This window comes from Candidatus Cardinium hertigii, assembly GCF_050864915.1.
GTDB lineage: Bacteria > Bacteroidota > Bacteroidia > Cytophagales > Amoebophilaceae > Cardinium > Cardinium hertigii_D.
Genome location: NZ_JBOZWY010000006.1, coordinates 1 through 12629 on the forward strand (window position 1 = coordinate 1; position 12629 = coordinate 12629).

Annotated in this window: 7 protein-coding genes and 6 pseudogenes; 3 read left to right on the forward strand and 10 right to left on the reverse strand. The window is 33.6% G+C overall.

Annotated features, from left to right (window positions below; translation table 11 throughout):
- Window positions 1-212: 212 nt before the first annotated feature.
- From ACRRVD_RS03795 to ACRRVD_RS03805, 3 genes and pseudogenes are all read right to left on the reverse strand, one after another.
- A pseudogene (locus ACRRVD_RS03795) lies at window positions 213-927 on the reverse strand (IS6 family transposase).
- Between the two features lie 180 nt (window positions 928-1107).
- Window positions 1108-3585, reverse strand: a complete 2478-nt coding sequence (locus tag ACRRVD_RS03800) for a valine--tRNA ligase (RefSeq protein ID WP_432461802.1) — start codon at window positions 3583-3585, stop codon at window positions 1108-1110.
- 55 nt (window positions 3586-3640) lie between these two features.
- The gene (locus tag ACRRVD_RS03805) at window positions 3641-4858 is read right to left on the reverse strand and encodes an IS3 family transposase (protein WP_432461803.1); all 1218 of its coding nucleotides are present in this window, start codon (window positions 4856-4858) and stop codon (window positions 3641-3643) included.
- Window positions 4859-4947: 89 nt separating this feature from the next.
- Between ACRRVD_RS03805 and ACRRVD_RS03810 the strand changes: the two are divergent.
- Window positions 4948-5175, forward strand: a pseudogene (locus ACRRVD_RS03810) (DDE-type integrase/transposase/recombinase); the annotation flags it as partial.
- A gap of 129 nt (window positions 5176-5304) precedes the next feature.
- Here ACRRVD_RS03810 and ACRRVD_RS03815 read toward each other — a convergent pair.
- Window positions 5305-6524: pseudogene (locus tag ACRRVD_RS03815) on the reverse strand (IS256 family transposase).
- A 42-nt stretch (window positions 6525-6566) separates the two neighbouring features.
- Window positions 6567-7916, reverse strand: coding sequence for an ankyrin repeat domain-containing protein (locus ACRRVD_RS03820; protein WP_432461804.1), 1350 nt, complete (start codon window positions 7914-7916; stop codon window positions 6567-6569).
- Between the two features lie 754 nt (window positions 7917-8670).
- On the opposite strand from ACRRVD_RS03820, the pseudogene ACRRVD_RS03825 reads away from it, so the two are divergent.
- Window positions 8671-9105, forward strand: a pseudogene (locus ACRRVD_RS03825) (IS6 family transposase); the annotation flags it as partial.
- Between the two features lie 61 nt (window positions 9106-9166).
- Here the strand turns inward: ACRRVD_RS03825 and tnpA are convergent.
- Complete coding sequence (tnpA, locus tag ACRRVD_RS03830) at window positions 9167-9601, reverse strand: IS200/IS605 family transposase (protein WP_432461805.1); 435 nt, start codon at window positions 9599-9601, stop codon at window positions 9167-9169.
- A gap of 65 nt (window positions 9602-9666) precedes the next feature.
- Between tnpA and ACRRVD_RS03835 the strand changes: the two are divergent.
- A pseudogene (locus ACRRVD_RS03835) lies at window positions 9667-9939 on the forward strand (DDE-type integrase/transposase/recombinase); the annotation flags it as partial.
- A 76-nt stretch (window positions 9940-10015) separates the two neighbouring features.
- On the opposite strand, the gene ACRRVD_RS03840 reads toward ACRRVD_RS03835, so the two are convergent.
- From ACRRVD_RS03840 to ACRRVD_RS03855, 4 genes and pseudogenes are all read right to left on the reverse strand, one after another.
- Window positions 10016-10483 (reverse strand): Rpn family recombination-promoting nuclease/putative transposase, encoded by a 468-nt coding sequence (locus tag ACRRVD_RS03840; RefSeq protein ID WP_432461806.1) that lies wholly within the window; start codon window positions 10481-10483, stop codon window positions 10016-10018.
- Between the two features lie 846 nt (window positions 10484-11329).
- On the reverse strand, window positions 11330-11557 hold the full coding sequence (locus ACRRVD_RS03845) for a DDE-type integrase/transposase/recombinase (protein WP_432461847.1): 228 nt from the start codon (window positions 11555-11557) through the stop codon (window positions 11330-11332).
- Window positions 11558-11995: 438 nt separating this feature from the next.
- Complete coding sequence (locus tag ACRRVD_RS03850) at window positions 11996-12118, reverse strand: hypothetical protein (RefSeq protein ID WP_432461807.1); 123 nt, start codon at window positions 12116-12118, stop codon at window positions 11996-11998.
- A 73-nt stretch (window positions 12119-12191) separates the two neighbouring features.
- A pseudogene (locus tag ACRRVD_RS03855) lies at window positions 12192-12413 on the reverse strand (helix-turn-helix domain-containing protein); the annotation flags it as partial.
- Window positions 12414-12629 lie beyond the last annotated feature (216 nt).

Sequence of the window (12629 nt, forward strand, 5' to 3'; positions counted from 1 at the left end):
CAGGTACTACATTATATGCGTAGAATGGGCTTATGTGTTGTTTATCCGCGTAAAAAAGTTTGTACTTCTTTTAAGTCTTCTAAAGATAAAGCACATGCTTATTTACTAGGTAAGTATTGGTTTTCCTCTGGTCAGACCAGGCGTCTTTATGGGTTCTGTCGCATCTGTATTTGATTTTGTATAGTTCTCCCCGTTGTCTTCAAATTTGGATATTATGCGGCCATAAGTTTAGAAAAGTTTTCAAAAGTAGATGCTTGTTTTTTAGATCCGATTAATTGTCCTTTTTGGATTATTCTGATATTTTCTATCTAAGGTAATGTTAGACGAGATGGAAACTCTTAAATCCCAACCATGAGGTTTTTATCCGTTTTTTGATAAATCGTATGATCTTTGTTCAAACTCTATTATTACAAGTATTGTTTTGAAATATTTTGAATCTTGTGATCTTGATCTAGTTCTTGTATTTTAGTACATCAAGTGCCGCTTTATTACTACTGATTTTTGTGTCAACTACATGGATGGAGTGTTATTTATATTGATAGCTTACGAAACAAAATAAAGAGCTGGCAGACTTGTCTCTACGTGCGACTAGAAAAAAATCAACTGTAATCTCCATAGTATCTACCTGCTCTATATAAATAAATCCACTTACCATGTTAATTTGACGTAAGTTTCATCCATCCTCCAGCTACTACCAACTGAGCGTTTTCTTTTTCTTACTTCTTGATCTATAAGGGGAATGAACTTAATCACCCACCTTTGTAAAGTAGAATGATCAATATTTGCGCCTCTCATATGCATCATCTCTTCCAAGTCTCTATAGCTTAAAGAAAAACGACATTTCATGTAGACAAATAACAAGATTAACTCCGGTGATGAACAAAATCCTTTAAAATAGCGCAATAATCTACGGGTAATAGTAAACATTTTAGTCAATTTTTGACTAAAATTAATAAAATAACCGCTCCCTTAAAACAAAGGCGACAGAACCCAATAATCTATGGGTAATAGTAAACATTTTGGTCAATTTTTGACTAAAATTAATAAATTAACTGACGCCTTAAAACAAATGCAACAGAACCCATAGAGGAATCAGCTATAGATTGGTTAGCTCCAGATGATCCATATTATGCATTGTTTGCCTACTATTTGTAGTCCCGTATGATCCAATATTGCGTCACTAAATACTATATTTGTAGCAGCTGTAACGGCTTTTAGCTCTTTCTTTAAATCTTCTTCTAAAGCCATACCCCGAATGGTTAGTAACTGGATCGGCGCTTTTATAGAAAGCTTACCATCTGCTTTGGCTTTGCGCACCAATCTAATGATTTCTCTAAGGTGCGCTACTTGATCCAACTGCATTTGACTTAAAGAAAGCCCTAATGCCCATTTAGGCCAATTGCCCCTTTGGTGTATAGAGCCTTTATGTGGATAAAGTCCATGGGAAAGTTCTTCCGTAATGTGGGGCAAAATAGGTGCAAAAAGTTGTAATAGAGCATAAAAGACATGGTAAAGCGTTATAATGGCACTAGTCTGACCTTGATTATCTTGCTCCATGGTATTGTAGACCCTAGTTTTACTAATTTCGATATAATCATCACAAAAAACAGACCAAAAGAATTTTTCTACATACTCTAAAGCCTCTGTATACCCATAGGACAGCCAATGTAGATAGACCTTTTCAGTCAAGGCGGCTAGTGACTGCAAGAGCCATTTATCTAAGGTATGGGTAATCTTTAATAGATTAAACGGCAGTGGCTGATGTAATGCACCTACTTTATCAAAATGACTCAAGAGAAATTTACCAGCATTCCACAATTTAGTAACCAACCGTTTCCCATTTTTCGTCACATGCTCAGAATAGCAAGTATCTACTCCCAAACGGGCATTGGCGGCCCAATAGCGGATTACATCAGCCCCATATGTTTCCAACAACTTTTCAGGAAGGAGCACGTTGCCTTTAGATTTAGACATTTTTTGTTTGTCTGGCGCCAGGCACCATCCATTGATCATAATATTCTTCCAAGGAATACTGTCTTCATGCAAATGAGACTTGAGTAAAGTATAAAAAGCCCAAGTACGTATAATTTCATGGGCTTGCGGCCGCAAATCCATTGGAAACAACTGCTGGTGCCTCTTATAGTCTACACTGAAGTCTTTATGAATCGCATGGGAAGAAAGTTGTGGCGAAATACTACTGGTTGCCCAAGTATCCATTACATCATAGTCTGGTTCTACCTCTTCCCTTGTATAGCCTATGGGTAGATTATGAAGTGGATCTACAGGCAATTCGTCTAATCTGGGTAGCAATATTTTCCCTTCTTCACCAGGTCTTTTAGAATACCAAACAGGAAAAGGAACGCCAAAATAGCGTTGACGGCTAATGCACCAATCCCAAGCAATACCATTGACCCACTCTTCCAGTCTATGCTGCATCGCAGTAGGATGCCATTTTAGTTGATTGATTTTAGCTAAAAGGGCTGCTTTATGCTCAATGGTTCGTACAAACCATTGGGGGGTAGTAAGGATTTCTAAAGCTGCACCAGAGCGTTCTGCGCATTTTACAGATTGATGTATGGCAGTTTGTTTGACCAACAGTGCCTGTTCTTTTAAGATTTGAACAATTTTTTCACGCGCTGTTGTTACCTTTAATCCTTCTAATGGACCAGCATGGGTTATCCTACCTTGTTTATTCAAAATAATGGCAGTAGGAAGTTGATGTTTTTTCCACCATACTACATCTGTTTGGTCTCCAAAGGTGCAGCACATTACCAAACCTGTTCCCTTATTGGGTTGTACCAGTTCATCTGATAAAATAGGGACTCTGATATTAAATATAGGCGTAATCGCATAGGTATGGGCCAAATGTTGATAACGCAAGTCATCCGGATGATAGAATACAGCAACACAAGCTGGCAACAATTCTGGTCGAGTAGTAGCAATAGGAAGGGGTGTTTGCGTTGTTTCATGGAAAAATAGAATGTCATTCATATAGGCCACGCGCGTTTTGTCTTCCATATCGGCTTGTGCCAAAGCGGTACCATCTACTGGATCCCACCACATAGGCTGTGCCCTACGGTATAGCGCACCTTTTTCAAAAAGTGCTAAAAAAGAAAGCTGTGCAAGCTTACGAGAAAGTGGACTAATGGTCTGATATTCTAAGCTCCAGTCAACAGAAAGGGCTATGGATTTAAAAACATGTCTAAACTTTTCTTCCTCCGCAACCACAACTTCCTCACATAATTTTATAAAAGCGGTTCTATCCATATGCGCTGCACGGACCCCTTTTTGTTTTTCTACCAATCGTTCGGTAGGTAACCCGTTGTCATCAAATCCCATGGGATAAAAAATATTTTTACCCAACATGCGTTGAAATCGCACAATAAAATCTGCTTGTGTATAGCTACAAATATGGCCTACATGCAGCTGTCCAGAAATGGTAGGGGGGGGAGTGTCTACGACAAAAGTATCTGCACGGGGTGATGTAGGGTCCCAGCTATATAAGGCTTCTGTTTCCCAAAAGCGCTGCCAATGTTTTTCTCGTTCTAAAAAATTATAATTCTTAGGTAAGGAAGCTATCTTCATTGGTTTTTGGTTGAAAAAAGGTTTATATAGTGGACCGAAAAAACTGGACAATATTTTATAAATTTTGTTTCCGTGTTATTTCTGCTTTATCGTATTGATTTTTTAGATGTGTAAGATAGACGTTCATAGGTTTCTGATATTTAATGCTAGAATGAAACCTGTTGTAATTATATTTATGCATGTAATCGTTAATGCCCTGTTTAATTTCTTTAATATTTTTAAAATCATTTATAAACAAGCAATTATATTTTATTGTTCTAAAAAAACGCTCTATAACTACATTATCAATACTTCTACCTTTCCCATTCATTGATATTTTAATACCATACTTTTTTAACAATTGTATGTGACTATGACTGGTATATTGACTTCCGTGATCGCTATTAAAGTACTCTGGAGCAGGATATTTACCAAGAGCTTCTTCTAAGATATCTGTTACAAGGGTTGTATCCATACTATTGGAGACTTTATAGCTCCATATAGCCTTACTATGCCAGTCTATTATAGCTGCAAAATAGATAAATCCATTGTTAGTTTTAATATAAGTTATATCCCCGCTCCAAACCTGGTTTGATTTAGGTACATAAAGACGCCTGGTCTGACCAGAGGAAAACCAATACTTACCTAGTAAATAACCATGTGCTTTATCTTTAGAAGACTTAAAAGAAGTACAAAATTTTTTACGCGGATAAACAACACATAAGCCCATTCTACGCATATAATGTAGTACCTGGTTTTTACCTATAGACAAACCATCTTCTAATAACTGGTTATATATATAACGGTATCCGTATTCTGGATGATGGCTATAAATATCAGCTATTTTATTGATAAGATCCTTATTAAAACTATCTTCTATAGTAGATTTATAATATAAAAAAGAACGATTAATCGATAATAATTTACATTGTCTTGCCTTAGGTAAATGAGCAAGCTTGGATTCTACAAGACCTTTTTTACTTAATAAGTCCAAGCTCTTTAGCTTTCCCACTGCCCAGTCCCGTTCAACTGTAGTTTTACCTAATGCTTTGGCTAAAGCATCATTTTCATCCTTTAGATGAGCTATTTCATCTTTGTATACACTAACAACTTTAGATGGATCAAAGGCCAAATAGGCATTCTCCATAAACTGATGTTTCCAATTTTGAAGGGTTTTGGTAGTTACTACATACTTAGACGATAACTCTACTAACGTCAATTCTTCTTTTAATAAGTCTAATACTATTTTAGTCTTCTCTACTGAAATAAACTTTCTAACCTTTTTTCTTCCCATTTGATAAACTCGTTTGTGAAACAATAAAACTAGTACAATATGAAACAAAGTATCTAATTTTCTGTCCAGTTTTTTCGGTCCACTATAATCACAAGATTCAAATATTTCAAAACAAATACTTAAATTATAGAGTCGAACAAGATCATAGATTCATTAAAAAACGGATAAAACCTATGTTAGGATTTAAGAGTTTCCATTCGGCTAACATTACCATTACAGGAATAGAAAATATTAGAATCATTCAAAAAGGACAACTAATCGGAGCTAAAAAACAAGCATCTACTTTTGATAACTTTGCTAAACTTATGGCCGCATAATATCCAAATTTGAAGACAAAGGAGAGAACTATACAAAATTAAATACAGATGCGACAGCGCCTGCGACAGAACCATAGTTCAACCCTCGGGGCTCTGTCCATTTAAGTGTGTAAAATATTTTTATGTGTTTTAAATTCTATTTTCGAATTTAATTAAAAAATGTGCTATAGCCTCACTCCAATTGTGAATAGGCATGGTCCACTTTCTGCTCATATAGTTAATAGTTAAATATAAGGTTTTAAAAACAGCTAAATCGTTAGGAAACACTCTTTTATTTTTAGTAACTCTACAGAATTGACTATTTACAGATTCAACAATATTTGTTGTATAAATAACTTACGTATTGCATTAGGGTATTGTAAAAATAGCATCAGATTATTCCAATTAGCATACAAGACTTGGCTATTTGTGGGTACTGTTTATCCCATTTGTTGCCAAAAGTTTCTAATGCCATTAGTGCTTCTTCTTCATTACTGATGTATAAATTGGCTTTAAATCAGAAGATAATGCTTTCCTATCTTTATAGGATACATACTTCAAGCTATTCCTAATTTGGTGAACGATACAGAGTTGGTGATCTGTTTTAGGATATACAGCACCGATTGCATCAGACATACCTGATAAATTATCTGTACAAGCAATGAGCATATCCTGCATACCACGATTTTTGAGCTCTGTCAAATTACCTAACCAAAACTTAGATCCTTCATTTTCACTCATCCATAGTCCTAAAACATCTTTTATCCCTAGTCGATCTATACCTAACGCAACATAGACTGACTTATTTATGATGCGTTTGTCTTGTCTAACCTTAACTACAAAACAATCAAAAAAACAATTGGATAGACTGTTTCTAAGGGACGATTTTGCCATATCTTAACATCTTCAATAACAGAATCTGTGATGTTACTTATCAGGCTTTCACTAACTTCTGCACCATACAATTCTTGTATTTGAAGCTGAATATCTGATAGACTCATCCCTTTAGCATATAAAGATAAGATCTTATCATCTAAACCAGGGATTCTTGTTTGACGTTTAGGTAATAAAACAGGTTCAAAACTGGATGATCTATCTCGGGGGACTTCAACCGATATAACAGCATTATCAGTTATAACTCGCTTACTAGACAGGCCATTATGGGAATTTTCTGAAGCACTACGTCCATACTTGCTATAACCTAGATGGGAATCCATTTCTGATTCTAACGCTTTTTCTACAAGACGTTTGCTTAATTGTTTCAGTAAACCGCCTTGATCAAACAGAGTCGATAGGTCTACCCCTGAGTCTATAAGGACTTCTATAGCCTTGCTTATTCCGTCTTTACATATATCTTTTTTTTCATCGATTTAAGTGTCATTGTTTAGGTAAATATAAACCCTAAAAAATATTTACACACTTACAAATACAGACTGACCCTCGGTGTTATCGATTTTTACAGAAAATAAAGAATACATATCAGTATATTTACCATTTAATTCTAATGCATAGTCGAAAGCAGACTTTCCGTATTCATCTTTTATATCTTTATCTATTCTGTTTTCCTGTAGCAAGCGTTTTACAACATTTATGTTACCTTGCAATGTTGCATGTATCAAAGCAGTCCTTCCTTTGTTATCTATTTCATTCAAACTAGCATTATTCTCTACCAATAAGTTAAGAATATATAATTTATTTTGTTCTGCTGCATAGATTAAAGCAGTTTTTTTATCTTTGTCTTTCAAATTCAAATCTACCCTGTTATTTATCAATAAAGTGGCAATATCTGTTCTTTCATATGTTGGTGCGATTGTATACATCAAAGCAGTCTGATCTGTAAAAGTATTTTTTGAATTCAGATCCGCATTACTATTTATCAACAATTGGACAAAATTTTTATTATTCTGTATTACTGCATGCATCAAAGCAGTTAGTCCTGTAAAAGTATCTTTTATTTCTATATTTGCATGGTTTTTTATCAATAAATTTCCAACATCTACACTGTTATATCTTGCTGCATGTATTAAAGCAGTTCTTCCTCCTGTGTAATCTTTTATATTTATACTTGTTTTATGTTTTATCAACAAACTAGCTGAATCTGTACTATTATGTATTGCTGTATGCATCAAAGCAGTCTTTCCTTTTTTATCCTGTATATCGAGATCTACGTGATGATCTATCAATAGGTTCATAACGTCTATTGCACCTGTCATTGCTGCACACATCAAAATAGTTTTTCCTTCTTTATCTTGATCCTGTTTATTCAAATTTTTATTATTACTTATTAAGCATTTAACATAATCTATATTAGCGCAGGAGCTTTCTGGTTTTACATTTTCTGTCTCTAACGTTCTATCCATTGAAATGATACTACTTATTTCATTTATAGTGTATACATCTGATCTTAATGATCTGTATGGTAATTCTGTACCTATATATGGATGATTATACAGATCGGTTAGATTGTTAAAATTCGTTGTTGACAAATTGGATACTGATCTATTGGTAAAGTTGATACAATTATCTTCAGTTGTATAGGGTACTGATGGCATGTTTGCATATAGTAGTCCAAAACCAGAAATTGCAGCCGTTGCCAACAATCCGGCACCTATAAGTATTTTTTTTTGGTTCCTATTATAGCTTCTTTTTACGTTACCTACAGTAGTTCTATTCATTTCTTGATTGGTCTTTACACAAGAAGAAAAGGTACTTAAACTTAATAGACCAATAGATAAAAATACTTTAGCGTTTATTTTTTTCATATAAATTATAGTTGAATAATTATTTTAAGTAGAATCATTTATTGATATAAATATTTATTTATAATTAATTATGTTATATAACATATTATATTTATTTTTAAATTTTTTATTTCTCTCTATTTTACTTTTAATAATAGCATTTCTCAAATCGTTACTTAACTTTTTATTGTATACTTTTGGAACAGCATCCTTATCTTCTTTAGAAACCTATTCTGAGGCAGCTTCAATCCTACTAATCCGCTCTACCAATTTGCCCATATCTAAAATGTTTTTATTTTTAATGGACTCTAGTTGGAAATACTTTACTGGATCATCTTTGTATAACTTAGATGATAGGAATCTTATCGATATTTTTATTTTGAACTTCTAAGCTTTTGATTTGGGATTGATAGGGGCCAATTAGCTTATTGTTCCTTTACTTAGCAGCCGTTTTAATCTGATCTGAACGACGTAATTATTGATCTATTTCTTTACAACGGCTATTTAAACTTTTAGAAATATTAGCACCTATCAATTTACTACTTTTATTGGTGAAATCATATATGTTTCCCAACAATACTTTTTCTCTATAGCATAAAAAAGTTCTGTCGAGCTCTGTCGCAGGTTCTGTAGCGCTTGTAAAGTATGTCAAAAGATCTTAAAAACCTATTTTTGATATAAATTTTTAGTAAAAAATTATGTAATTTACTTTCAGTATAAAAAATTATAATTCTCAAAAGATAATTTAGGGTGAAAAATAAAATTTTTAGCCTAAATCTTAACAGATGCGACAAACGCGACAGAACTTAAAGGATTTTGTTCTTCACCAGAGTTAATCCTTTTATTTGTGTATATGAAATGTCGTTTTTCTTTAAGCTATAGAGACTTAGAAGAGATAATGCGCATGAGAGGCGCAAAGATTGATCATTCTACTTTACAAAGATGGGTCATAAAGTTTATTCCACTCATAGATCAAGAAGTAAGAAAAAGAAAACGCCCAGTTGGTAGTAGCTGGAGAATGGATGAAACTTACGTCAAACTAAATGGTAAGTGGATTTATTTATATAGAGTAGTAGATCGTTATGGAGATACAGTTGATTTTTTTCTAAGTGCACGTAGAGACAAATCTTCAGCTCTTTATTTTTTTTGTAAGGCTATCACATATAATAACACTCCATCCAAAGTGGTAGTTGACAAAAGCGGTAGTAGTTAACTTACTCTGCATTTCAAATACAGGGCTTAAGATTACGGAATGAATTCCTTAGCTACAGCTAGTTTTCAACTTGAAAGTCTCCAAGTTTATCCTCTATAGATTCATGTTTATCAATATAATCTTTGATCATTTGATCAGTAACATTACCTGAATTTCTTACAAAATATCCAACACTCCATAGGTGTCTTACCCAGTACCGCTTCCTTAATTCTGGAAACTCTTGCTGAATCTTCCTTGATATTTTTCCCTTTAGATACTCAACTACCTTGCTAATACTTTGATAAGGAGGAACCGAAATATAGATATGTACATGATTTGAAGCTATTTTACCTCGTAATATTTCTACTCCATTATCTTTATATATTTCCTGAGTTAAGTTTTTTACTCTTCTACCAATATCACCAACTAATACTTTATAGCGATACTTGGTTACCCATACTATATGGTAAGTACAATCGTAAACTGTATGGCTTGTTTTCTTATAATAATCCATCTTTACAGCCTAAATATGTTCAAACGACGCACTGCAAGTGCGGGGTTTTTCTCCCAAAGTGGGACAATAAAGCTGCACTTGATGCATTAAATACAGAACTAGATCAAGATCACAAGATTCAAATATTTCAAAACAAATACTTTAATAATAGAGTTGAACAAGATCATAGGTTTATCAAAAAACGGATCAAACCCATGCTAGGGTTTAAGAGTTTCCATTTGGCTAACATTACCATTACAGGAATAGAAAATATTAGAATCATTCAAAAAGGACAACTAATCGAAGCTAAAAAACAGGTATCTACTTTTGAGAATTTTGCTAAACTTATGGCCGCATAATATCCAAAATTCAAGACAAGGGAGAAGACTATACAAAATTAAATACAAAGGACGTTTTCTAATACAGAACAAAAATCTATATAGTAGACTGAATATCAGAAGAATGCAGTCCGGTAATAAGCATTATATCTTCCATAGAGTAGCCTTTGGAAAGCATAGACTTAGCTATTTCTAACTTACCCTCTAACTTACCCTCTAGTTTACCTTTTTCTTCTCCTATTCGGATTCCCTCTTCTCTACCTTCTTCTTTAGCTGCTTGTTTCATATAATCTTCTACCGCTTGATTATCCATGATTCGTTTGATCTCTTGTTCATAGATAAACAATTCTTTTTCTGACCAGTTGAATCTATTTAACGCTTCATAGGCGCGTTGGATAACTAAATCAGAGCCTATTAGTTTTTTTAGGTCTTCTTCGCTTGTAGAAGGAGCATGCTTGAAAAAGTAACACCACTTTTCTATAATAGTAGAGAGTGCTTCTATACAACTGATATTAAATTTGGGTAACTCTATAAAGTGAATGAAAAGTCTTTTAATCTCTTTCATAGGTCTTTGCGTCTAGAATAACATGATTAGATAAGTTATCTTTTTTATTCAGGAAATATAACATAATCCGTAATAGCTATAAAGATAACTGCTTTAAGATCTTGGTATCTAGCACCTAATTCCTGACCTGAGTGTGAGTTGCCTGGAATAAGGCCTTAGAGGCATAATACTGCGCTCTTTTTTCAAAACCTTGTTGGGGGGCAACCTTGCATCTCTACTATTATTTTGCTTCCCATATTGGTCTGTGCATAAGACATCTACTACGCTTTCTTTCTTACAGGCAATATCTGGATCTTGAATCGTGGATAGAAAGTAACTTTTTCAACCTTATCTGAGTCCTTAGATTTAGGACATCATTGATAAAGTGAATAAGAATATCTTTATGGTTTTTCGCTACCAAATATTCTTACGAAAGGCTACGTCGTTCTTAGGACTTAAAAAACTTTGAAGTTACCATAGGGATACAGAAGAGATATCAATTATAACATCCAATATAATAACTTTTAGGATTATAGTATAGTGGCCTGAAAAAACTGGACAATAATTTTATAAATTTTGTTTCCGTTTTATTTCTCTTTTATCGTATTGATTTTTTAGATGTATAAGATAGACGTTCATAGGGTTTCTGATATTTAATGCTAGAATAAACCTGTTGTAATTATATTTATGCATGTAATCGTTAATTGCCCTGTTTAATTTCTTTAAATATTTTTAAAATCATTTATAAACAAGCAATTATATTTTATTGTTCTAAAAAAACGCTCTATAACTACTTATCAATACTTCTACTACCTTTCCCATTCATTGATATTTTAATACCATACCTTTTTTAACAATTGTATGTGACTAATGACTGGTATATTTGACTTCCGTGATCGCTATTAAAGTACTCTGGAGCAGGATTTTACCAAGAGCTTCTTCTAAGATATCTGTTACAAGGGTTGTATCCATACTATTGGAGACTTTATAGCTCCATATAGCCTTACTATGCCAGTCTATTATAGCTGCAAAAATAGATAAATCCATTGTTAGTTTTAATATAGTTATATCCCCGCTCCAAACCTGGTTTTTGATTTAGGTACATAAAGACGCGCTGGTCTGACCAGAGGAAAACAATACTTACCTAGTTAAATAACCATGTGCTTTATCTTTAGAAGACTTAAAAGAAGTACAAAATTTTTTTACGCGGATAAACAACACATAAGCCCATTCTTACGCATATAATGTAGTAACCTGGTTTTTACCCTATAGACAAACCATCTTCTAATAACTGGTTTATATATATAACGGTATCCGTATTCTGGATGATGGCTATAAATATCAGCTATTTTATTGATAAGATCCTTATTAAAACTATCTTCTATAGTTAGATTTATAATATAAAAAAAGAACGATTAATCGATAATAATTTACATTGTCTTGCCTTAGGTTAAATGAGCAAGCTTGGATTCTACAAGACCTTTTTTACTTAATTAAGTCCAAGCTCTTTAGCTTTCCACTGCCTAGTCCCGTTCAACTGGTAGTTTTACCTAATGCTTTGGCTAAAGCATCATTTTCATCCTTTAGATGAGCTATTTCATCTTTGTATACACTAACAACTTTAGATGGATCAAAGGCCAAAGAGGCATTTTCCATAAACAGAATCAATTGGTTAACAAGGAATTAATAACTAAAATCAGACAAACCGGGCTTTTAGTCAAATGACCCCTGATTGTTCTATCTTAGGATCTACTCTATTAGGTAATATAGGCTTCTTGCGACTTATCTCATGTAGGGCATCCTGACCACCTAGTTCATATAAGGACTTAAAACGGTAATAGCTATCTCTGCTATAACCCATGCTTTTACACGCTGATGAGATATTACCCAACGTTTTGGCTAACTCTAATAAACCTAGTTTAGGTTTAATTATTTTTTGATGTAAGTTCATAATAGTAGTCTTTGTTTATATCAACACAATTTAACAATTGTCAGATTAAATCCTGACTACTACACAATTTTACAGATGCACATGTTATGGAGGAATATGCCACTAAGTGGTAAGCGCTTAGCGTGCATTTGCGCACGATTTTGCCTAGTATCCTAACTACAACTAAAATTACCAAAATAACTGACGACTTAAAACAAATGCGACAGAACCCTAATA